This window comes from Pseudomonas alloputida (genome assembly GCF_021283545.2).
GTDB lineage: Bacteria > Pseudomonadota > Gammaproteobacteria > Pseudomonadales > Pseudomonadaceae > Aquipseudomonas > Aquipseudomonas alloputida.
This window is the reverse complement of record NZ_CP128540.1, coordinates 346,956-370,274: the sequence shown is the minus strand read 5'-3', so window position 1 is coordinate 370,274 and position 23,319 is coordinate 346,956. Positions and strand designations below refer to the sequence as shown.

The 23,319-nt window shown below is 61.2% G+C and carries 19 protein-coding genes; 7 read left to right on the top strand and 12 right to left on the bottom strand.

Features of this window, described 5'->3' with window-relative positions; genetic code table 11:
* Nucleotides 1-95 precede the first annotated feature (95 nt).
* From LU682_RS01615 to LU682_RS01605, 3 genes are all read left to right on the top strand, one after another.
* The gene (locus tag LU682_RS01615; RefSeq protein WP_232857261.1) at nt 96-2,786 is read left to right on the top strand and encodes a putative bifunctional diguanylate cyclase/phosphodiesterase; all 2,691 of its coding nucleotides are present in this window, start codon (nt 96-98) and stop codon (nt 2,784-2,786) included.
* 168 nt (nt 2,787-2,954) lie between these two features.
* Complete coding sequence (gene msrA, locus LU682_RS01610; protein WP_010951691.1) at nt 2,955-3,623, top strand: peptide-methionine (S)-S-oxide reductase MsrA; 669 nt, start codon at nt 2,955-2,957, stop codon at nt 3,621-3,623.
* A gap of 3 nt (nt 3,624-3,626) precedes the next feature.
* On the top strand, nt 3,627-4,250 hold the full coding sequence (locus LU682_RS01605; RefSeq protein ID WP_010951690.1) for a glutathione S-transferase: 624 nt from the start codon (nt 3,627-3,629) through the stop codon (nt 4,248-4,250).
* 403 nt (nt 4,251-4,653) lie between these two features.
* On the opposite strand, the gene LU682_RS01600 is transcribed toward LU682_RS01605, so the two are convergent.
* Both LU682_RS01600 and rloA2 read right to left on the bottom strand, forming a co-directional pair.
* Complete coding sequence (locus tag LU682_RS01600) at nt 4,654-5,712, bottom strand: IS110-like element ISPpu11 family transposase (RefSeq protein ID WP_010951689.1); 1,059 nt, start codon at nt 5,710-5,712, stop codon at nt 4,654-4,656.
* 149 nt (nt 5,713-5,861) lie between these two features.
* Entirely contained in the window at nt 5,862-6,362 is a 501-nt protein-coding gene (rloA2, locus tag LU682_RS01595) for a retropepsin-like aspartic peptidase RloA2 (protein ID WP_010951688.1), read from the bottom strand.
* A 181-nt stretch (nt 6,363-6,543) separates the two neighbouring features.
* Between rloA2 and yihG the strand changes: the two genes are divergently transcribed.
* On the top strand, nt 6,544-7,431 hold the full coding sequence (gene yihG, locus LU682_RS01590) for a 1-acylglycerol-3-phosphate O-acyltransferase, YihG family (RefSeq protein WP_010951687.1): 888 nt from the start codon (nt 6,544-6,546) through the stop codon (nt 7,429-7,431).
* A 235-nt stretch (nt 7,432-7,666) separates the two neighbouring features.
* On the top strand, nt 7,667-8,392 hold the full coding sequence (locus LU682_RS01585) for an RHS repeat-associated core domain-containing protein (protein ID WP_232014115.1): 726 nt from the start codon (nt 7,667-7,669) through the stop codon (nt 8,390-8,392).
* Between the two features lie 20 nt (nt 8,393-8,412).
* On the opposite strand, the gene LU682_RS01580 is transcribed toward LU682_RS01585, so the two are convergent.
* Nucleotides 8,413-8,988 (bottom strand): DUF2780 domain-containing protein, encoded by a 576-nt coding sequence (locus LU682_RS01580; protein WP_049588087.1) that lies wholly within the window; start codon nt 8,986-8,988, stop codon nt 8,413-8,415.
* A gap of 193 nt (nt 8,989-9,181) precedes the next feature.
* Between LU682_RS01580 and LU682_RS01575 the strand changes: the two genes are divergently transcribed.
* A complete protein-coding gene (locus LU682_RS01575) occupies nt 9,182-10,105 on the top strand; it encodes an RHS repeat-associated core domain-containing protein (protein WP_010951684.1) in 924 nt (307 codons plus the stop codon).
* A gap of 229 nt (nt 10,106-10,334) precedes the next feature.
* Here LU682_RS01575 and ltrA read toward each other — a convergent pair whose 3' ends face one another.
* From ltrA to LU682_RS01535, 8 genes are all read right to left on the bottom strand, one after another.
* Nucleotides 10,335-11,756: a group II intron reverse transcriptase/maturase gene (gene ltrA, locus LU682_RS01570; RefSeq protein ID WP_010952877.1), complete on the bottom strand. Its 1,422-nt coding sequence runs from the start codon at nt 11,754-11,756 to the stop codon at nt 10,335-10,337.
* Nucleotides 11,757-12,228: 472 nt separating this feature from the next.
* Nucleotides 12,229-13,428, bottom strand: coding sequence for a formaldehyde dehydrogenase, glutathione-independent (fdhA, locus tag LU682_RS01565; RefSeq protein ID WP_003255673.1), 1,200 nt, complete (start codon nt 13,426-13,428; stop codon nt 12,229-12,231).
* 301 nt (nt 13,429-13,729) lie between these two features.
* Entirely contained in the window at nt 13,730-14,587 is an 858-nt protein-coding gene (gene purU / locus LU682_RS01560; RefSeq protein ID WP_003255675.1) for a formyltetrahydrofolate deformylase, read from the bottom strand.
* Nucleotides 14,588-14,598: 11 nt separating this feature from the next.
* Nucleotides 14,599-15,231, bottom strand: a complete 633-nt coding sequence (locus LU682_RS01555) for a sarcosine oxidase subunit gamma (protein ID WP_003255677.1) — start codon at nt 15,229-15,231, stop codon at nt 14,599-14,601.
* Nucleotides 15,232-15,305: 74 nt separating this feature from the next.
* Nucleotides 15,306-18,320 (bottom strand): sarcosine oxidase subunit alpha, encoded by a 3,015-nt coding sequence (locus tag LU682_RS01550; protein ID WP_010951683.1) that lies wholly within the window; start codon nt 18,318-18,320, stop codon nt 15,306-15,308.
* The gene (locus LU682_RS01545; RefSeq protein WP_010951682.1) at nt 18,317-18,652 is read right to left on the bottom strand and encodes a sarcosine oxidase subunit delta; all 336 of its coding nucleotides are present in this window, start codon (nt 18,650-18,652) and stop codon (nt 18,317-18,319) included. Before LU682_RS01545 ends, LU682_RS01550 begins: the two co-directional genes overlap by 4 nt.
* A 14-nt stretch (nt 18,653-18,666) precedes the next feature.
* Complete coding sequence (locus LU682_RS01540) at nt 18,667-19,917, bottom strand: sarcosine oxidase subunit beta family protein (RefSeq protein ID WP_003255680.1); 1,251 nt, start codon at nt 19,915-19,917, stop codon at nt 18,667-18,669.
* 15 nt (nt 19,918-19,932) lie between these two features.
* Entirely contained in the window at nt 19,933-21,186 is a 1,254-nt protein-coding gene (locus tag LU682_RS01535; protein WP_003255681.1) for a serine hydroxymethyltransferase, read from the bottom strand.
* Nucleotides 21,187-21,511: 325 nt separating this feature from the next.
* On the opposite strand from LU682_RS01535, the gene LU682_RS01530 reads away from it, so the two are divergent.
* A complete protein-coding gene (locus LU682_RS01530; protein WP_010951681.1) occupies nt 21,512-22,552 on the top strand; it encodes a threonine aldolase family protein in 1,041 nt (346 codons plus the stop codon).
* Between the two features lie 34 nt (nt 22,553-22,586).
* Here LU682_RS01530 and LU682_RS29905 read toward each other — a convergent pair whose 3' ends face one another.
* Nucleotides 22,587-23,291, bottom strand: a complete 705-nt coding sequence (locus tag LU682_RS29905) for a methyl-accepting chemotaxis protein (RefSeq protein WP_370688745.1) — start codon at nt 23,289-23,291, stop codon at nt 22,587-22,589.
* Nucleotides 23,292-23,319: the final 28 nt, after the last annotated feature.

Here is a 23,319-nt window from a genome sequence, read left to right as displayed (position 1 = left end):
CAAGCATGGCCGCTTGCCAGCCCTCGGGACATCATGCAACCTTGCCAAATCCGCCGCAGCCACAAGGCCGCGTTCCCTCTTCAAGCGAGTCTTCGATGAAAAGCCAACCCGATGCCGCCAGCCGTGTGGCGGCCGAGGTCGTGACACAGTTACCCGTGCCCTCGCGGCTCGGCATGCTGCGTTTCGAAAGGCTCAACGAAGCCACCTGGGCCATGCTCTACCTTGACCCAGCCTGTGAGCGCCAGTTCGGCCTGAAAACCGGCGAGCTGTGTGCCCTGATTGACGCGCCCTACGCCAGCCTGATGGAACCCGAAGCACGCTACCGGCTGCACGACGACATCCAGTTGCAACTGGCCCAGCGCGGTTACTATCGCGTGCGCTACACCCTGCACACGCCGAGCACCTCGCTGCGCCTGCTGGAAGCGGGTGAAGCCTACAAGCAACACAACCGCCAGCTGTTGCGCGGCTACCTGAGCGTGCTCGATGACCAGCAGGAAGAGACCGGCGAACCCGGCGCCAGCGACCTGGGGTCACGCAACAACCGCCTGCAACTGGCCCTGCAGCTGAACCAGCGCACGCAGCAAGAACAACTGGAGCACCTGGAGCGGGTGCGCGGCCAGCAGGACCTTATCCTGCGCCTCGCCCGCCATCGCTACAGCGCGGGCAACTCGCTGCTCGAAGCGGCCCAGCTGATCACCCAGAGCGCCTGCGAAATCTACAAGGTCGACTGCGCCAGCATCTGGCACCTGGAAGACCAACGCCTGGAACCGATCATCGCCTGGTACCGCGACGCACAGGAGCACCGCCAGCCCGAAGCCATCGATGCCAGCCGCTTCCCCGACTACCTGGATGCACTGCACGCAAGCCGCGCCATCGACGCTCACAACGCCGGCCACGACCCGCGCACCCGCGCCCTGGCGCAAAGCATGCGCCCGGAAAACAAGGCCATGCTCGACGCCAGCATCCGTGTCGATGGCCAGGTGATCGGCGTGTTGTGCCTGGAGCAAAGCGGCCAGCCAAGGGCCTGGCAGTCGGACGAGATTGCCTTTGCCGGTGAGCTGGCCGACCAGTTCGCCCAAGTGATCACAAACCACAAACGACGGGCCGCGGCCAGCGCCCTGCACCTGTTCCAGCGTGCGGTCGAGCAGAGCGCCAGTGCCTTCCTGCTGGTGAACCGCGACGGCCGGGTGGAGTACGTCAACCCCAGCTTCACCGCCATCACCCAGTACAGTACCGACGAAGTGCAGGGCCGCCAGCTGGGTGAGCTACCGGCACTGGAGAACCTCAGCGAACTGCTGTTCGACTCGCCGTCGAGCCTGGCCATGGGCAACAGTTGGCAGGGCGAGTTCAAGAGCCGACGCAAAAACCTGGAGCCGTACTGGGGCCAGTTGTCGATTTCCAAGGTGTACGGTGACAACCGTGAGCTGACCCACTACATCGGCATCTACGAAGACGTCACCCAGACCAAGCTGGCCCAGCAACGCATCGAACGCCTGGCTTACACCGACAACCTCACCAACCTGGGCAACCGCCCGGCGTTCATCCGCAGCCTGGACGAACGCTTCGCCCGCGATGGCGAAAGCTCGATGTGCCTGCTGCTGGTGGACATCGACAACTTCAAGCGCATCAACGACAGCCTTGGCCACCAGACCGGCGACAAGCTGCTGATCAGCCTGGCCAGGCGTTTGCGCAACAGCCTGCACAGCGGTGGCATCCTGGCGCGCTTTGCCAGTAACGAGTTCGCCGTGCTGCTCGACGACACCAGCCTTGAAGATGGCCAAGGCGTTGCTCAACAGTTGTTGTGCACCCTCGACAAGCCGATGTTCGTCGACAACCAGCTGATCAACGTCACCGCCTCGGTAGGCCTGGCCTGTGCACCGTTGCACGGCGTCGACCCGGCCAGCCTGATGAAGAATGCCGGCCTTGCATTGCACAAGGCCAAGGCCAACGGTAAACACCAGGTACAGGTGTTTACCGAAGTGCTCAACGCCGAAGCCAGCTACAAGCTGTTCGTCGAGAACAACCTGCGCCGTGCCCTGACCCAGAACGAGCTGGACGTGTTCTACCAGCCCAAGCTGTGCCTGCGCAGCGGTCGCCTGCTGGGCCTGGAAGCGCTGCTGCGCTGGAACCACCCCGAACGCGGCATGATCCGCCCGGACCAGTTCATCAGCGTGGCCGAGGAAACCGGCCTGATCATCCCTATCGGCAAATGGGTGGTGCGCCAGGCGTGCTGCATGAGCCAGCAACTGCGCAAGGCCGGTCTGGGCAACCTGCATGTAGCCATCAACCTGTCGCCCAAACAGTTCTCCGACCCGGACCTGGTGGCGTCGATCAGCACCATCCTCAAGGAAGAAGCCCTGCCCCCACACCTGCTGGAGCTGGAGCTGACCGAAGGCCTGCTGCTGGAAGCCAGCGAAGACACCCACCGCCAGCTGGACGAACTGAAGGCCCTGGGCCTGACCTTGGCCATGGACGACTTCGGCACCGGTTATTCGTCGCTGAGCTACCTGAAGAAGTTTCCGATCGACATCCTCAAGATCGATCGCAGCTTCATCAACGAAATCCCCGACAACCAGGACGACATGGAAATCACCTCGGCGGTGGTGGCCATGGCCCACAACCTGAAGCTGAAGGTGGTGGCCGAAGGGATCGAGACGCCGGAGCAGCTGGCGTTCCTGCGCCGTCACCGCTGCGACGTGGGCCAGGGCTACCTGTTCGACCGGCCGATTCCCGGGCGCGAACTGGCCGAGCGGCTGAAGCGCTATCCGCGTGGCCCGGTGGCCTGACAGCTGCGTAATCCTCGGGCACTATAGAAGCCATTCGGGCCCTTTCGCGGGCACGCCCGCTCCCACAGGAACACCACAACCTTTGAAACCTGTGCTGTACCTGTGGGAGCGGGCATGCCCGCGAAGGCCCAAACCCCTACCCCACTGAATAAACACAGAGGAACGGCCATGGTCCTGCGTTCGGAAATCCTGGTGAACAAAAACGTCATGCCCACTGCGGAACAGGCCCTGCCTGGCCGCGACACGCCAATGAGCCTGCCCGAGTTCCACTACGTCTTCAAAGACACCCCACTGCTCGGCCCGTTCTTCGAAGGCGCCATCGACTTCGCCATCTTCGGCCTGGGCTGCTTCTGGGGCGCAGAGCGCCGCTTCTGGCAGCGTGAAGGTGTGGTCAGCACCGTGGTCGGCTACGCCGGCGGCTTCACCCCGCACCCTACCTACGAAGAAGTCTGCTCGGGCCTGACCGGCCACACCGAAGTGGTGCTGGTGGTGTTCGACAAGGACAAGGTCAGCTACCGCGAACTGCTGGCAATGTTCTGGGAGCTGCACAACCCCACCCAAGGTATGCGCCAGGGCAACGACATCGGCACCCAGTACCGCTCGGCCATCTACTGCACCAGCCCGGAACAGCTGGAACAGGCCAAGGCCAGCCGCGACGCCTTCCAGGCCGAGCTGAGCAAGGCCGGCTTCGGTGAGATCACCACCGAAATCGACCAGGCACCGACCGTCTATTTCGCCGAGGCCTACCACCAGCAGTACCTGGCCAAGAACCCGGACGGCTACTGCGGCATCGGCGGCACCGGCGTGTGCCTGCCACCCAGCCTGCAAGGTAACTGAAGCATGAGCACGATGACCCTGTTCCACTCGCCGTTGTCGCCTTTCGTGCGCAAGGTCATGGTGGTGTTGCACGAAACCGGCCAGCTTGAGCGTGTGCAGCTGCAGCCGGTGAACATAAGCCCGGTGAGCGGCGACCCGCAGCTCAACCTGGACAACCCGATCGGCAAAATCCCGGCCCTGCGCCTGGAAGACGGCACCGTGCTGCACGACAGTCGGGTGATCTGCGAGTACCTCGACCAGCAGCACGTTGGCCTGCCGCTGCTGCCGCGTGAAGGTTCGGCGCGCTGGCGGCGCATGACCTTGGTATCACAGGCCGATGCGATCATGGATGCGGCAGTGTCGAGCCGGTATGAGAGCTTCCTGCGGCCAGAGGACAAGCGCTGGGATGGCTGGCTGCAAGCGCAGGGTGACAAGATCCGCCGTAGCCTGGACAACCTGGAGCAGGAGCACTTGCCGGAGCTGATCTCCGGCTTCGACCTGGCGGCGATTGGCGTGGCCTGTGCGCTGGGCTATCTGGATTTGCGTCAGCCCGGGTTTGGCTGGCGTGAGCGCCAGCCTGGGTTGGCGGCGTGGTATGCCGAGGTGGTCAAGCGGCCATCGATGGTCGCTACAGCGCCAGTGGCCTGAGGGCCCCTTCGCGGGTAAACCCGCTCCTACAAGGTTTTCCACAGTGTTCGCTATCTGTGGTGGGCTTTTGGGAGCGGGCGTGCCCGCGAACACCGGCGAAGCCGGTGCCTGACACCCCATTATGTGTGTTCGCGGGCAAGCCCGCTCCTATGTATGGACTCGCCCACACTGTCTAGCTGCTTTTTTGAACATAGGAACCCGGTTGCATCTATGTATCAGGCCTATTCGAGGAAGCTTTTTGCTTCTGGCCAACATCGTGGTGAGCTCGCAGTGTGCCGTTTACATTGAGGCCACTATCAGGCCTGTAGGAGCGGAGGCATCGGTCTGCGACGGTCTTACCTAGGGTCAATGTTCACTAGCAGGGGTTGGAGCGCCTAGCGCCCCGGTGGCATTACCCGGTTGGTCAGAGGCTCATAGCCGCCTCCGGTTTTTCGTTCGGTTTGCGTTGGTAAACCTGATCGCTCTGTAACAGGGCCCAGATAATCCGCAGATTTCGATTAGCCAGCCTGATCGCCGCCTCCTTGCGCCCAAGGCGGGATAGCCAGCGCAAGAGGCGGCGATCATCTGGCTGATCGGAATCAGGCCTTAGCTGGCTCAAGACGGAATGCGCGCCCTGGATCATCAGGCTGCGTATGTAGCCGTCACCGCGCTTGCTCATCTTGCCCAATCTGATTTTGTTTCCGCTGCTGTGCTGATCGGGCACGATACCGAAGAAGGCGGAATACATTCGGCCACTGGCGAAGCGGCTGGGGTCGGTCTGTTTCGCCACGATCGCCGTGGCAATGATAGGGCCGACGCCGCGAATGGTGATCAGCCGCTGAGCGACTTTATCCTCTTGGGCGGTCGCTTCGAGCCGGCGGCTCAGCGCCGTTATGCGTTCACCTAGAGACAACCAGTCCATCAGCAACTCATCGAGCAACTCGCGCAACAGGTCGGGTAGAGGCAAGGAAGCATCCTCAAGCGCCTGAGGCACATGCTTATTGATCGCGGCATCGCCCTGGGGCATGGATACGCCATGCTCAAGTAGCAAACCACGGATCTGATTACCCAGCGCGGTATGTCGCTTGATGTTACCGCGCCGGATACGGTGCAGCGCTTGAATAGCCAGTGCTGTGGTGCTCTTGATCGGTATCGAAGCGATGCTCGTATCGCGACCGGCACGCAAAATGGCATAGCAGTCGTTACGATCGTTCTTTGCACCGCTGCGATGTTCGGCGACACGTTGCGCCGGCAGGATGCGAACCGGATTACCTTTGGCCTGCAGCAGCCTGGCCCAGGCTTGCGCACCTGGACCGCACTCCATCAAGACGGCCACGGTCGTTGGCAGCCTGAGCAGGAAATCGTGGAACGCTTGGCGGGATTTGATGCGATCTTCGTAGATCACCCGACCAGTAGCGTCCTCGCCTGCTAATTGGAAGACCTGTTTGGCCAGGTCTACGCAGATGGTTGTGCAAAGCTCCACATCAGTGGAAGACAGGGAATCGTGTTTCGAACTATGCTTTTTCATGGTCTCGCCCTCGCTGCCGTTGGCTTCTTCGAACACCACCGTGGCACTGTGATGCCTCGGCGGGGGCGAGTCCATCGATTACATTGTATGGCGCACGCTTCAGATCAGCACCCTGGCTTGCCAGCAGTGAACTTCTTCGCCGGGTTGACCGCCGCCTTGAACTCGCGCAGCGCCTTGGAACCCACCAGCAGCGGGTAGTTGAAGTTGCTGCGGTCCACCAGATTCACCTCGACGGTGCGCTTCACATCCCCCAGGCACAACTCCAGGTCGACCACCGGGCGCTTGGAGACCTCTGGCGCATCCCCTTCGTCCTCTTCATCAGCACGGCCCTTGATCTTGCTGATGCGCGAGACCTTGTGCTCGTACACTTTGCCGTCCGATTCCTTGGTCGCCAGGCGGAAGCGCACCCACTCGTCCCCATCGCGGGTGAACAGCTCGATATCCTTGGCCGACAGCGACGCGGTGAAGGCGCCAGTGTCCATCTTGGCTTTCAGGGTTTCGCCCAGTTCAGGCAGGGCAATATTCTCGTAACGGCCGTAGATAGTGGGTTCGGCGGCCATCACCGGCAGCGCCAACAGCGACAACATGGCTAAAAGAGATTTCACAAGCAGGCTTCCTTGAGAGGGTCAATGCTTAGACTGCACTGGGCAGATAGGTTCGCTGTCACGAGCCTAACCAACATAATGTGAAACATTTGTCCCCGCCGTCGGGCATTGGACATTTGGCGTAGGCCACCGCCCTGCTTATCATTGCCAACCGTTTATCTCCCACAACAAGAGTCTCTTTATGCGTCGCCTGCTGACCGGCATTCTCACTACCACCCTGCTGCTGCTCAATACCGTGGTATTGATCTGCCCGCTGCTGGTCTTCGCCCTGCTCAAGCTGGTGTTGCCAGGCCGTGGCCGCGACTACGCGTCGTGGGCGGTGATGTGGGTGGCCGAAACCTGGTCGGAAATCGACAAAGCCATCTTCGCCCTGTGCATCCCTACCCAGTGGGACATCCGCGGTGTGGAAAACCTGCGCAGGGACACCTCGTACCTGGCCGTGAGCAACCACCAGACTTGGGTCGACATCCCGGCGCTGATCGAAAGCCTCAACCGCCGTACACCGTTCTTCAAGTTCTTCCTGAAAAAAGAGCTGATCTGGGTGCCGTTGCTGGGCCTGGCCTGGTGGGGGCTGGATTACCCGTTCATGAAGCGCTACAGCAAGGCGTTTCTGGAAAAGCACCCGGAGCTCAGGGGCAAGGACCTGGAAATCACCAAGGCGGCCTGCGAGCTGTTCAAGCGCCAGCCGGTGACCGTGGTCAATTACCTGGAGGGCACCCGGTTTACCGAAGCCAAGCGCCAGGAGCAGCAGTCGCCGTATCGCTACCTGCTCAAGCCCAAGGCAGGTGGTGTGGCGTTTGTGCTCGCGGCATTGGGCGAACAGCTGGATGCCCTGCTGGATGTGACCATCGTGTACCCCGGTAATAAGGCGCCGGGGTTCTGGGACCTGCTCAATGGCAGCATTAGCCGGGTGATTATCGACATTCAGGTGCGGGAGCTGGACCCGGCGTTGTGGGCGGGGGATTACGAGAATGATCCCGAGTTTCGTCAGGCGGTGCAGGCTTGGGTGAACCAGCTGTGGGTAGCGAAGGACCAGCGGATCGAGCAGCTGCGGGCGGAGATGGGCTAACACCTCTGCCGCCTGAACTGGCCCATTCGCGGGTGAACCCGCTCCTACGCGGATTACCACATCCCCAAGGATAGGCTCTACCTGCGTAGGGGCGGGTTTACCCGCGAAGAGGCCGAAGCAGGCAGCCGGTTGACATCAGCACAGTTACGTTGCGCCCCCTGATAATTCTGCTAGTTGTGCGCGGCCTCCCAAAGACGAAGACTTAAGCAGCATGTCTCTTGCGAGGCGCTCTCAAGTGAAAGTCACCGCCCTGGTCTACAGCCCTTACGGGCACATCGGCAGCCAAGCAGGTAGAGCCACGATAATTGGCTTCAAGGATGAACGATTTGATCCGCTCCTTGGCACCTATGCATTGGGGCGAGGATACCGAAGCTACAGTCCAGCCTTGATGCGCTTCCTCAAGCCCGATGATCTCAGCCCGTTCAGCGACGGTGGCTATAACGCCTACGCATACTGTGCCTGTGACCCCATCAATTACCGGGATGATACAGGGCAACAACGGGAATTCGCCAATTTACAAAAGTTTTGGGAGCAAAAGTCTAACCCGAAACCTCACCGAACAGCACCGCTGACAAAAAAGCCTGCGGCGCAGGTAATAGAGCCTCCTCTGTTGAACGCCAGGCACTCCGCTTCACACCATTTGGCGAAAAAAAAGACTGTTGCCTTTAACAAAGACATAACGATCAAGACGTACCTGAAGGAACAGACTGCCCACAAAAACCACCTTCTCAAAGAAAGACGATCATTAGCCATCTATATAAAAAATCTCACTAAACGCGCAGCGCAAAAACAGCAAGAATACACCGAGCTTTTGAAACCATCTTCGAAAGCCTTCGCCAAAATCCAAGGGATCAGTGACCAGCAATATCGTACAGAAATGGAATCACGCGAAGTCTGGCTGACTGAAGCACAATATCGAATCAGAGCCCTGGAAGTGACGCTCAAGACCTTCGATGTATGACGTCTGGCCTTGTGATAATCTCAAACCGATGGCGTGCTCACTGGCGCCGGCGTGGTCCACAGGCTACCCAGGTTCTGCAGCAACGACCCGGCGATGCCCTGCTGGCCGAGGTACTGCAGGATCAGCGGGGCAAACTGGCCGATCATTCCAGTGTCCATGCCCAGTGCCTTGAACGCATTGTCCAGGTCATTACGGTTCTCCACGTCGTTGCCCAGCGCGTTGCTCAACGCCGACTGACTTTCGCTGTTCTTGCCTAGCAAATCGCCCAACCCGCTCAAACTACCGAGCATATTGGCACCGGACAACAGGTCCAGACCCGGCACGGCCTTGGTCAATTGGCCATAGTCCTCACTGCTAAGGTTGTTGCGCGCCAACCCCAACATCGCCCCTGCGCCGCCCACGGCCTGTTCGGGGGTGATCTTCAATTCGCTGCCCAAGGTGTTGAGCAGATTGGCCTGGGCCTCGGGAGCCTGCACCTGGCCTTGCTGTTGCGGGTTCTGCATGGCGGACACGGCATTGGCGGCGTCACTGAGGTTGAAGGCGAACACCGGGCTGGCGGCCAGGGTCATCAGGGTTGCCAAGGTGAGTGCTTTCATCGGAAGGGACCTCGTCGGCCGGGATGGCCTGGAAAACGAAGGATTTGACTGGAAATCTGAGGGATTGTTCCGGGCCCCAACAGGTGCATACCTGATATTTCTGCCAGTAGTCAATTGCTCAAGACACTCCAGATAATCGTAGTGCCCAGGCCATCTATTTCCGGGGCCAACTGCAGACAACGGGAGCACGTCGGTGAAAAACAGTCCTGATACCCCCAAATATTTCTACCAGACCAGCAAACTGACCACTGTCATTGGAAACGATCAGAAGCGTTCAATCCTGCGGATTGGAACGCTCCCTCTTGCTGAGTCCGCTGGCAAAGAAGCAGGAAGTTCCCAGCTTTTCGCAACAGATGAGATGGACTCAGTGCTTGTCGTGAGCACGCCTGACGGAAAGCAAAAAAATCACACCTACACCCCCTTTGGATACAACGACAAACTGCCATCAGGATCCCCAGCGATAGGATTCAACGGCGAGTTCATATTGGACAACATACACCTTTATCTCCTAGGCCAAGGACACCGTGGCTTTAGCACCGAGATGAGACGGTTCATCGGACCGGACAATGCTGAAAGCCCATTCGCCCGAGGCGGGGTCAATGCTTTCGCGTACTGTGTGAACGACCCAGTCAATCGGAAAGACGAAACGGGGATGTGGGGTATTTTCAAGCCTAGAACGTGGTTTCGTAGTAACCAAGCAAAAATGGATCAGCGCCTGGCAAGCATAAAGATTATTAATGAAACAATGAAAGAGCAAACCGACGACCTCAATAATTTAGTCGCGCGAAAAAAATACGAAGGACAAACAGTCACCCCAAGAATTGACGCCGCTAGGAAAACCCTCCAAAAAACGCTTGACAGGGGTTTGAGAAAGGAACGCGGCATAAATAAATACGTAGAAAGTAAAGATCACGCATACATTTACTCCGAACATTACTACGCCAAAAAAGCTATAAAAAATTCAAAACCTAATACTTACCACCCAACGAGCGGGAACACCGATACTGAAAACATGTTCTACGCTCCCAAAAAACGTGACGATCCTCATGACGACAGGAACTACCAATTCGGGGCAACCGACGCAAACAATGAGACGCGCCGGCCACAATCGGAGTAATTAACTGTCTGCATGAAAATGACTGCGCAGTGGCCCTTCGCTCCAGGGCCACTCACCAGGCTTCGGAACTGATGAGGTATGTGCGGGCGGCGCTCGACTTCAAAAGCGATGAAAGGCTTATGACAAGCACCTCCGGCCGAGATGTCTTATCAGAATGGATCGAGTAGGAGGCGGATTCACACCCGCCGTCCTCTCACACCACCGTGCGTACGGTTCCGTACACGGCGGTTCAGGTTACGCGGCTAAGCCGGTTAATCGTATCCAGTATCGAGACCAGCCCGAGCCGGTCCCACAGTTTCTTTGGCAGCGCGTAGTTCATATGTTGCGCTCCCGAATTCCACCATGGACCTCGGCCATTGAAGGCTGACTTGTTGGCACGCTCCTCGCTCAACCCCAGGCGCATCAAGTTTCTCAGCCTCGTGGGAGGCTGCTTCCATTGACGCCAGATGACGCAGCGGAGTTTGTGCCTGACCCAACCATCCAGTTCCTCAAGCGGCCGCTTGCTCTGGCTGAGCTTGAAGTAGCTAGCCCAGCCTCTCAGGACGGGGTTGATCCGCTCGATGACAGTCGCCATTTTGCGAGCCCGTACGCTGCGCAGCAGCATTCTGAGCCGGTCGCGTAAGCGGTCTAGGCTCATCCTTGCCACGCGCAGCCTTGGCTGCTGGTGCCAGCTCATCCCATAGCCTAGGTAGTCGCACTTCCACGCCCTTGCCACTTGGCTTTTCTTCCTGTTCACCGTCAGCTTCAGACGTTCTCTCAGGAAGCGCTCGACGCTGACCAACACCCGTTCGCCGGCCCGGGGACTGCGTACATAGATGTTCGCATCATCGGCATAACGTACGAAGCGATGGCCCCGCCGCTCCAGCTCGCGGTCGAGTTCGTCGAGCAGGATATTCGACAGCAACGGCGAAAGCGGGCCGCCTTGCGGCGTCCCCTCCTGCCGTGGGCTGACGACACCGCCCGACATGATCCCGGCTTCAAGGTAGCGGCGAATAAGCCTGAGTACGCACTTGTCTTTGATCCGACGTTCGATGCAGGCCATGAGGATGTCGTGATTGACCCGATCGAAAAACTTCTCCAGATCGAGTTCCACGCACCAGCGGTGTCCCGCTGTCACATGAGCACGGGCCATCTCGATGGCTTGATGCGTACTTCTGCCCGGACGAAAACCATAGCTGTAGTCCGAGAACAGTGGGTCGAAGATAGGTGTGAGCTGCTGCTGCAGTGCTTGCTGGATCAGGCGATCCACGACGCTGGGGATACCCAGTTGCCGTGTGCCGCCCTGCGGCTTGGGAATTTCAACCGCTCGCACTGCTTGGGGATGGTATTCACCGGCCAGCAACCTGGCCTTGAGGGTTGGCCAATACTGTTTCACGTAGCCCGCCAAGTCAGCGACCGTCATGCCATCGGCACCCGGAGCCCCCTTGTTGCTAACCACGCGTTGATACGCACGCCTGAGGTTGGCCGGTGCAAGCACCCGCTCCATCAGCGTGTCCGGCTCCGCGTTCGTCCACGTCGCTGACGCCGCCGGCACCTTTGCACTGTCAGGCATCACCCTCGGCTTCTGGCCGGGATTCGGGATGACAGTTTCCGCTGTGGGAAATTTCTGCATTACGGTTACCAACGAGACGGCGACGCCTACTGGCGGCATAACCTGTTCGGCCCTTGGTGGCGCGGTTAACCGCCACTTACTACGGCTTCGGCTGACTTCTGCACGCTCGTCCCGTCGCCTTTCGACGCGCGGTAGCACAGTGGCAAGCGTACAGATCTCCCAGGGTAATTCGCGCGACCTTCCTGCTTATGCCTGTCGGATCTACGTCACAGCGTTCCGTGCAAGTATTGGGCTTTGGCGATTTGTGCCACCTCACCCCGCTGTGCCGCCTCTATCCGCTTCCTGTTCGTCAGGCCAGCATTTTGCCTCGGGCTTCCTTCAGATTCGCGGTCACCCGCGACACCCTTGCCTCCGGCTAACACTTCCCCTTGCCGGGTGTGTAGAGGACTTTCACCTCCAAGTCACCCACTTGGCCACCACAACCAAGCGGGTTGCGCTTACGCGCAACGCGCCATGCCTGGCGCACACAAAAAGCCCCTCGATGCGAGGGGCTCTTTTTACTCGACGCTGATTACGCCGCACCCCACATTTTGTGCGGGTCGATAACGAATTTCTTCGGCACACCTGCATCAAACTCGCCATACCCTTCCGGCGCCTGATCCAGGTTGATCACCTGCACACCTACCACTTCAGCAATGTTGATGCGGTCCCACATGATCGCCTGCATCAGCTGGCGGTTGTATTTCATGGTCGGGGTCTGGCCGGTGTGGAAGCTGTGCGATTTCGCCCAGCCCAGGCCGAAGCGGATGCTCAGCGCGCCGATCTTGGCAGCGGCATCCACCGCGCCCGGGTCTTCGGTCACGTACAGGCCCGGGATACCGATGTTGCCGGCCACGCGGGTCACTTGCATCAGCGAGTTCAGCACGGTGGCCGGGGCCTCGTGCTTGGCACCTTCGTGGCCATGGCCACGGGCCTCGAAGCCGACGGCGTCGACAGCGCAGTCCACTTCCGGCTCGCCGAGAATGTCGACGATCTGCTCGTGCAGCGGGGTGTCCTTGGACAGGTCGACCACTTCGAAGCCTTGCGACTTGGCGTGGGCCAGGCGGGCCGGGTTCAGGTCACCGACGATTACACAGGCGGCGCCCAGCAGGCGCGCCGAGGCAGCGGCGGCCAGGCCGACCGGGCCAGCACCGGCAACGTAGACAGTGCTGCCTGGACCAACGCCAGCAGTCACGGCACCGTGATAGCCGGTGGGCAGGATGTCGGACAGGCAGGTCAGGTCACGGATCTTTTCCATGGCCTTGTCGCGCTCAGGCAGCTTCAGCAGGTTGAAGTCGGCGTATGGCACCAGCACGTATTCGGCCTGGCCACCGGTCCAGTCGCCCATGTCGACGTAGCCGTAGGCACCGCCGGCGCGGGCCGGGTTGACGGTGAGGCAGACACCGGTGTGCATCTCTTTGCAGGAGCGGCAGCGGCCGCAGGCGACGTTGAACGGGACCGATACCAGGTCGCCGATCTGCATGCGCTCGACGTCGCGGCCCTTCTCGACGATTTCACCGGTGATTTCGTGGCCCAGGACCAGGCCGACCTGGGCAGTAGTGCGGCCACGGACCATGTGCTGGTCAGAACCGCAGATGTTGGTGGAGACCACCTTCAGGATGACGCCGTGTTCGATTTTCTTGCCGCGCGGGTCCTGCATTTTCGGGTAGTCGATCTTCTGTACTTCGACCTTGCCAGCGCCGAGATACACCACTCCACGATTGCCAGACATGCTCTTACCTCGCTTGATTTTTATTTATGCAGCGGTGGTTGAACGCGCCGCCATCCGTGGGCGGCATGTGTTTCTGGAATGAGGGAATTGTGGGCCGGATGGGGAGATCTGCACTGACTGGGAGCGACAGAGAGATGCCTTTTAACGGCAGGGGTGTCGCTGGGGAGTATGGGCAAACAGAGAGGCGGCCTGTGCGGGCCTCTTCGCGGCTAAAGCCGCTCTTACGGGGGACCGCACCAACCCGAGGGCTGTGCTGTACCTGTAGGAGCGGCTTTAGCCGCGAAGAGGCCGGTACCGGTTATTACAGAACGACAGTCCGGTTGGCGTTCAGGAACACCCGTCGCTCGATGTGATACCCCACCGCCCGCGCCAATGTCAGGCATTCGATATCCCGCCCTTTGGCAATCAGGTCTTCGGGATAGTGACTGTGGTCCACCACCTCGACACCCTGGGCAATGATCGGCCCTTCATCCAGGTCGTTGTTGATGTAGTGCGCCGTGGCACCGACCATTTTCACACCCTTGTTGTAGGCCTGGTGATAAGGCTTGGCGCCTTTGAAACCCGGCAACAGCGAGTGGTGAATATTGATCGCCCAACCATCCAGACGGCGGCAAAGTTCGGGCGACAGTACCTGCATATAGCGGGCAAGAATCACCAGCTCAGCACCAGTCTCCTCGATCACCTGCAGCACCTTGCGCTCTTGCCCAGGTTTGTCCTTGGGGTCGAGGGCGAAGTGGTAATAAGGAATCTTGTGCCAATGCGCCAAGGGTTCGAGGTCCGGGTGGTTCGACACCACGGCCACCACATCCATACCCAGTTGGCCAATGCGCTGGCGATACAGCAGGTCATTCAGGCAATGGTCGGCCTTGGACACCATGATCACCACCTTGGGGCGGTGGTTGGGTGCGGTCAGCTCGAAAGCCATGCCGAACGCTTCGCTGCGCTCTGCGAGGCCGGCCCGGAAGCCCGCCTCGTCAAAATCGTCCGGCTGGCGGAACTCGACGCGAATGAAGAAGCGTCCCGACTGCCGGTCATCGAAGGAGTGGTGCTCCGTCACGTAGCAGCGCTGCTCGAAGAGGTAACGCGTCACCACGTCGACGGTGCCGAGCATGCTCGGGCAGTCGGCGGTGAGAATCCAGGTATCCGGTGCCCGACTCATGTTCTTGCTCCTTAGGCTTCGATGCTCAGGCCGTATTCGGCAGAAGCGTCCTGCAGCCACAGCCACCAGTAATCGGCGAAGCTGCGGCGAATCACCAGCTCCCAAGTGTCTTCTGCAGTGCGGCGGATCACCAGTTGCGACTTGGCGAACACGGTGCCCACGGCCTTGCCCACCGGGAAGTTGTTCGGGTGAACATCATAGCTGGTGGATTTCATCAGCACGTCGCGCACATTCGGGCCGCGCAGTTCCAGCAGGCTTTGCCCGCCACTGACATTGACGACCTGAATGTGCTGGCCTTCAAGGGCCGCGCGCAGCTTTTGCTCCGCTGCCAGCTCCTGGCCGCCGGGCACGATCAGCAGCCACTCATCTGGGCCGACCCATTGCAGCGACATGTCCTTGTTGGCGACCACGGTCAGCGCCACGGGCAGCTCCAGGCCAAGGGCCTTGTGCACGCCGGCGGCAAATTCCGGGTTGTGGCCATCACCACGCAGGGTGAGGTGACCGAGGAACTTGCGTTCACGCAGGGTCACGCCTGCGTTCTTGCGGCCTTTGCCTACCAGGCTGGCCAGGTCGGCATGGTGCAGTGGCGACTGGGCTTTGGCCTCGGCGCCGGGGTTTTGCTGGAAGACGTTGATAGCGCTCATTTCTTACCTGCCTTGAATTCTTGTTCGTCAGGGCAGCGCAGCCGTGCAATCAGGCTGCGCCGCCATCCGGGGCCTTAGACGTTCTGCCGCTCACCCTTCGGATCGAAGAACACCGAAGACACGATTTCCGCCTCGATCACGCTGCCATCCGCCTGCGGCGAGTAGACACGCTCGCCCATGCGCTTGAGGCCGCCTTTGACCACACCCATGGCGAACGAGTAGCCCAGGGAGTTGGACGCGTAGCTGGAGGTGACGTGGCCGACCATGTCCATCGGGATCGGCTGTTTCGGGTCGAACACCAGTTGGGCGCCTTCCGGCAGCCACTTGGTCGGGTCGACCGGTTTCAGGCCCACCAGCTGCTTGCGGTTCTCACGCACGCAGTCTTCGCGGTTCATGCCACGCAGGCCGATCCACGAGAACGGCTTGTTGCGGCCAACGCACCAGCTCATGTTCAGGTCGTCCGGGTTCATCGAACCATCGGTGTCCTGGCCCACGATGATGAAGCCCTTCTCTGCACGCAGTACGTGCATGGTCTCGGTGCCGTACGGGGTCAGGTTGTACTTCTTGCCGGCCTCGATGATCTGTTCCAGCACGCCCATGGCGTAGTTGGCCTGCACGTTCACTTCGTACGACAGCTCGCCGGTGAACGAGATACGGAACACGCGGGCCGGCACGCCACCGACGTTGCCTTCCTTCCAGGTCATGAACGGGAAGGCTTCCTTGTCCATGTCGATGTCGGTCAGCTCGCTCAGCAGCTTGCGGCTGTTAGGGCCGGACAGGGTCATGGTGGCCCAGTGGTCGGTGACCGAAGTGAAGTACACCTTCAGCTCTGGCCATTCGGTCTGGTGATACAGCTCCATCCACTGCAATACGCGGGCAGCGCCGCCGGTGGTGGTGGTCATGATGAAGTGGTTGTCGCCGACGCAGGCGGTTACGCCGTCGTCGAAGACCATGCCGTCTTCCTTGCACATCAGGCCGTAGCGGGCCTTGCCCACGTCGAGCTTGGTCCAGGCGTTGGTGTAGATGCGGTTGAGGAACTCGCGCGCGTCCGGGCCCTGGATGTCGATCTTGCCCAGGGTCGAGGCGTCCAGCAGGCCCACGCTGTCGCGCACGGCCTTGCATTCGCGAGTCACGGCAGCATGGATGTCTTCACCGGCTTTCGGGAAGTACCACGGGCGCTTCCACTGGCCGACGTCTTCGAACTCGGCGCCGTTCTTCACGTGCCAGGCATGCAGGGCAGTGAAGCGCACGGGCTCGAACAGGTGACCACAGTGACGGCCCGCTACCGCGCCGAAAGTAACCGGCGTGTAGTTGGGGCGGAACATGGTGGTACCCATTTCCGGGATGGTGATGCCGATCGAACGGGCGGCGATGGCCAGGCCGTTGATGTTGCCCAGTTTGCCCTGGTCGGTACCGAAGCCCAGCGCGGTGTAGCGCTTGACGTGCTCGACCGACTCGAAGCCTTCACGGGTGGCCAGCTCGATACCGGCTGCGGTCACGTCGTTCTGCTGGTCGACGAACTGCTTCGGCCCCTTGGTGCCTTTGTCGTGCGGCACCAGGAACAGTGCCACAGTGGCCTCTTCCTTGCGCGCCACTGTTTTTGGCAGGGTGCCGACAGTGGCCTTGAAACCGGCCTCGGTGGCTGCGCGGACGCCGCCTTCGAAGCCATCGGCAATGACATCGCCCAAGGCATACACGCCGTTGATACCACCGACGCACTCACGCTTCTGCGGCGCATCGCCCGGCACGAAGCCAAGGATGTCGTCACGCCATACCGGGCGACCGCCCAGGTGCGAAGCCAGGTGCACGATCGGGCTGTAACCGCCCGAGGAGGCGATCAGGTCGCACTCAAGGACTTCGCCTGGGCTGGTGACTTTGTGCGCCTGCACATCGATCGCCGCCACACGGGCGCCGGTGACGTGCTTGCTGCCTTTGGCCTCGATCACGGCGCTGGAGGTGAGTATGCGAATGCCTTTGGCACGCGCTTCTTCAACCAGCGAGCCACGTGGGTTGTGGCGGGCGTCGGCGATGGCGACCACTTGCAGGCCTGCGTCGTGCCAGTCCAGCGCGGCGCGATAAGCGTGGTCGTTGTTGGTCGACAGTACCAACTTGCGACCCGGCGCCACGCCATAGCGGCGAACATAGGTGGATACAGCACCGGCCAGCATGTTGCCCGGCACGTCGTTGTTGCCGTACACCAGCGGGCGCTCGTGGGCGCCGGCAGCCAGTACCACGCGCTTGGCGCGAACGCGGTGCACGCGGTGGCGAACCTGACCGATCGGGGCGCGATCGCCGAGGTGGTCGGTGAGGCGCTCGTGAATGGTCAGGAAGTTATGGTCGTGGTAGCCGTTGACCGTGGCACGTGGCAGCAGGGTCACTTCCGGCAGGCCTTCCAGCTCTTTGACCACGGCGTTGACCCAGTCGGCAGCAGGCTTGCCGTCGAGGGTTTCGCGGGTGTCGAGCAGGCTGCCGCCGAACTCTTCCTGCTCGTCAGCCAGGATCACGCGGGCACCACTGCGCGCAGCGGCCAGTGCGGCAGCCAGGCCAGCAGGGCCGGCGCCGACGATCAGCACGTCGCAGTGCCGGTTCATGTAGTCGTAGCTGTCAGGATCGTTCTGCAGCGGCGCACGGCCCAGGCCGGCGGCTTTACGGATGTACTTCTCGTAAGTCATCCAGAACGATTTGGGGTACATGAAGGTTTTGTAGTAGAAGCCCGGCGGCATCATGCTGCCGCCAACCTTGCCGAGGATGCCCATGACGTCGTTGTTGACGTTCGGCCAACCGTTGGTGCTGGTGGCGACAAGGCCCGCGTACAGTGCCTGTTGGGTGGCGCGCACGTTGGGGATCTGGGTAGCTTCGCTGGAGCCGATCTGCAGGATGGCGTTCGGCTCTTCGGTACCGGCGGCGATGATGCCGCGTGGGCGCGAGTACTTGAAGCTACGGCCGACAATGTCGACGCCGTTGGCCAGCAACGCGGCGGCCAGGCTGTCACCGGCATAACCCTGGTAGGTCTTGCCGTTGAAGGTGAAGTTCAGGACCTTGCTGCGGTCGATACGGCCGCCGCTGGCGAGGCGATAGGTCTGGCTCATACTTTTTCCCCTTGGCCTTTGACGGTCGACGCGGCGCTGGTGGCTTTGCCGCTGGCGGTCACTTGCGGCTTCTCGCCAATCTTGTAGGTTTCCAGAATTTCGTAGGTCACGGTGTCACGGGTGACGTTGAAGTACTGGCGGCAGCCGGCAACGTGGTCCCACAGTTCATGGTGAATACCGCGCGGGTTGTCACGGTAGAACATGTAGGTACCCCACTCCTCGTCGGAGCAGGCGTTAGGGTCCAGCGGGCGGGCAATGTGCGCCTGGCCAGAGGCGTGGAACTCTTCTTCGGAGCGCAGCTCGCCGCAGTGGGGACAGAAAATATGCAACATGACGGTGTCTCCGGTTAGTGGGCGACGGCGGCGGCGCCGTGTTCGTCGATCAGTGCGCCGTTGTAGAAACGGTCCATGGAGAACGGCGCGGCCAGTGGATGCATTTCGCCCTTGGCCAGGCTCGCGGCGAAGACGTTGCCCGAACCCGGGGTCGCCTTGAAGCCGCCAGTACCCCAACCGCAGTTGAAGAACATGTTCTTGACCGGGGTTTTGGTGATGATCGGGCAGGCGTCCGGCGAGGTGTCTACGATGCCGCCCCACTGGCGGTTCATGCGAACACGCGACAGGTTGGGGAACATCTCGACGATGGCCTGCAGGGTGTGCTCGATCACCGGGTACGAACCGCGCTGGCCGTAGCCGACCCAGCCGTCGATACCGGCACCGATCACCAGGTCGCCTTTGTCGGACTGGCTGATGTAGCCGTGTACGGCGTTGGACATGATCACGCTGTCGATGATCGGCTTGATCGGCTCGGATACCAGCGCTTGCAGCGGGTGCGATTCCAGCGGCAGGCGGAAGCCGGCCAGCTTGGCCATGTGCCCGGAGTTACCGGCGGTGACCACGCCGACGCGCTTGGCGCCGATGAAGCCTTTGTTGGTTTCCACACCGATGACCGCGCCGTTTTCCTTGCGGAAGCCGATCACTTCGGTTTGCTGGATCAGGTCGACGCCCAGGGCGTCGGCAGCGCGGGCGAAGCCCCAGGCCACGGCATCGTGACGGGCAACGCCACCACGGCGCTGTACGGTGGCGCCGAGGATCGGGTAGCGGGTGTTCTTCGAGCAGTCCAGGTACGGGATTTCGGCCGCAACCTGGGCAGTGTTCAGCAGCTCGCCATCCACGCCGTTGAGGCGGTTGGCGCTGACCCGACGCTCGGAGTCACGCATGTCCTGCAGGGTGTGGCAGAGGTTGTAAACACCGCGCTGGGAGAACATCACGTTGTAGTTGAGGTCCTGGGACAGGCCCTCCCACAGCTTCATGGCGTGCTCGTACAGGTGCGCCGACTCGTCCCACAGGTAGTTGGAACGCACGATGGTGGTGTTACGGGCGGTGTTGCCGCCGCCCAGGTAGCCCTTCTCGATCACGGCGACGTTGGTGATGCCGTGCTCTTTGGCCAGGTAGTAGGCCGTGGCCAGGCCATGGCCGCCACCGCCGACAATGACCACGTCGTAAACCTTTTTAGGGGTTGGCGTGCGCCACATGCGCTGCCAGTTTTCGTGGTGGCTGAGGGAGTGCTTGAAAAGGCCGAAGCCCGAGTAACGTTGCATGGTGTGTGACTCCACTCAGCGGTAGACAGGGAAATCTGCGCACAGGGCCGCGACGTTCTTCGCCACATCGGCTTCGACGTCTGCGTCACCGAGGTTGTCGAGGATGTCGCAAATCCAGCCAGCCAGGGCCACGCACTGGGCGACCTTGAAGCCGCGGGTGGTGACGGCCGGGGTGCCGATACGCAGGCCCGAAGTGACGAACGGCGACTGCGGGTCGTTCGGCACGGCGTTCTTGTTGACGGTGATATGCGCACGACCCAGGGCGGCGTCGGCGTCTTTGCCAGTCAGGCCCTGACGGATCAGGCTGACCAGGAACAGGTGGTTGTCGGTGCCACCGGAAACCACATCGTAGCCACGGTCGATGAACACCTGGGCCATGGCCTGGGCGTTTTCGATCACTTGCTGCTGGTAGGCCTTGAATCCAGGCTCCAGCGCTTCCTTGAAGCACACTGCCTTGGCAGCGATCACGTGCATCAGCGGGCCACCCTGGGCACCCGGGAATACAGCGGCGTTCAGCTTTTTCTCGATCTCTTCGTTCGACTTGGCCAGGATCAGGCCGCCACGCGGACCGCGCAGGGTCTTGTGGGTAGTGGTGGTGACCACGTCGGCGAACGGGATCGGGTTCGGGTACAGGCCAGCGGCAACCAGGCCGGCAACGTGGGCCATGTCGACGAACAGCAGTGCGCCCACCTTGTCGGCGATGGCGCGGAAACGTGGGAAGTCGAGGGTCTTGGAGTAGGCCGAGAAACCGGCAACGATCATTTTCGGCTTGTGCTCGACCGCCAGGCGCTCGACTTCGTCGTAGTCGATCAGGCCGGTGTTGGTGTCGATGCCGTACTGGACTGCGTTGTACAGTTTGCCCGAGGACGACACCTTGGCGCCGTGGGTCAGGTGACCGCCGTGGGCCAGGCTCATGCCCAGGATGGTGTCACCGGCTTGCAGCAGGGCCAGGTAGACCGCGCCGTTGGCCGACGAGCCGGAGTGCGGTTGGACGTTTGCGTAGTCGGCACCGAACAGCTGCTTGGCGCGCTCGATGGCCAGGGCTTCTACCTTGTCTACGTGCTCGCAGCCACCGTAGTAACGCTTGCCAGGGTAGCCTTCGGCGTACTTGTTGGTCAGGCCGCTGCCTTGGGCCTGCATGACGCGCTTGCTGGTGTAGTTCTCCGAGGCGATCAGCTCGATGTGATCTTCCTGGCGCTGTTCTTCGGCATTCATCGCCGCCAGCAGTGCATCGTCGTAACCCTGGATCTGGTCTTGCTTGCTGAACATTGTGTATCTCCCGGCAGCGATCGTTTTTTGTCGTGGGGCACTGTGGCCCTTTGTGGCGATGTTATGACTGGTGGGGCCGGGTCAGATGCCTGCGCACGCCTTGCAATGGCGCGTTTACGACATTCGCTGTTGTGCTGTTTGCGCTGGCCCTTTCGCGGGTGAACCCGCTCCTACAGTGATTGGCGTTTGCAGGACCATTGTGGGGGCGGGCGCGCCCGCGAAGGGGCCGGCACAGTAATGAACAGAAATCGCTGCACGGGTTGTATAGGCAAGTGCTGAATCGATGGTTTAGAGTGCTGATCTGCGTCGTTCACAGGACCGTGCCATGACAGACAAGAGCCAACAATTCGCCAGCGACAACTATTCCGGTATCTGCCCCGAAGCCTGGGTGGCGATGGAGAAAGCCAACCGCGGCCACGACCGCGCCTACGGCGACGACCAGTGGACCGAGCGTGCATCGGAGTACTTCCGCAATCTGTTCGAAACCGACTGCGAGGTGTTCTTTGCCTTCAACGGCACCGCGGCCAACTCCCTGGCCCTGGCATCCCTGTGCCAGAGCTATCACAGCGTGATCTGCTCCGAGACCGCCCACGTCGAAACCGACGAATGCGGTGCACCGGAGTTTTTCTCCAACGGCTCCAAGCTGCTGACGGCGGCCAGCGTCAACGGCAAGCTGACGCCACAGTCGATCCGCGAAGTGGCGCTCAAACGCCAGGATATCCACTACCCCAAGCCGCGCGTGGTGACCATTACCCAGGCCACCGAAGTGGGCACGGTGTACCGCCCCGACGAGCTGAAGGCGATCAGCGCCACCTGCAAGGAGCTGGGCCTGAACCTGCACATGGACGGCGCACGCTTTACCAATGCCTGTGCGTTCCTGGGCTGCAGCCCGGCCGAACTGACCTGGAAGGCCGGTGTGGATGTGCTGTGCTTTGGCGGCACCAAGAACGGCATGGCGGTGGGCGAAGCGATTCTGTTCTTCAACCGCCAGCTTGCCGAAGACTTCGATTATCGCTGCAAGCAGGCCGGGCAACTGGCGTCGAAGATGCGCTTCTTGTCGGCGCCCTGGGTCGGGCTGCTGGAAGATGGCGCATGGTTACGCCATGGCAACCACGCCAATCATTGCGCGCAACTGCTGGCATCGCTGGTCAGTGACCTGCCGGGGGTAGAGCTGATGTTCCCGGTGGAGGCCAACGGGGTGTTCCTGCAGATGCCAGAGCACGCCATCGAGGCGCTGCGGGGCAAGGGCTGGCGCTTCTATACCTTTATCGGCAGCGGTGGCGCGCGCTTCATGTGCTCGTGGGATACCGAAGAAGCGCGGGTGCGTGAGCTGGCGGCGGATATCCGCACGATCATTGGTGGCTGAGCGAGATCCGGGGCCGCCGTGCGGCCCCTGCGATCTAGAGCCTGAACCCACCCATCTGCCGCGCCAGGTCATCAGCCAACCCACGCAACGCCTGGCACTCCTCGCGGCACCCTTGCACCTCCGCCGCCGTCTCACGCGCCAAATCGGAAATCCCCTGCACCGTCCGGTTGATTTCCTCGGTCACCGCCGACTGCTCCTCGGTAGCCGTGGCCACCTGATGGTTCATGTCGCTGATGTGCTCTACCTGGTCGGTAATCGCGCTTAGCGATGCCCCGGTGCGCTGGCTCGATTCCACGCCACTGCCGGTCGCCTGCTGCCCTGCCTGCATTGAACTCACCGCCGAACCTGCACCTAGCTTCAGGCGCTGGATCATCTGCTGCACTTCATCGGTGGACAGCTGTGTGCGCCGGGCCAACGTACGTACTTCATCGGCCACCACAGCGAACCCGCGCCCCATCTCCCCTGCCCGCGCGGCCTCGATGGCAGCGTTCAACGCGAGCAGGTTGGTCTGCTCGGAAATGCTGCGGATTACCGCGAGCACTTCATCGACCGAGGCGACTTCGTCGGCCAGCTGGCTGACCGCATCGGCCGCCTTGCCGATGTCGCCCGACATGCCCTCGATGCCACGAATGGATCGTTGCACCACCTCGCGGGCCTGCAACGCCTCGTCTCGTGCCGACTGCGACGCCTGGGCCGCATCGCCGGCATTGCGGGCGATGTCCTGCACGGTCAGGCCCATCTCGTGTACAGCAGTGGCGACCATTTCG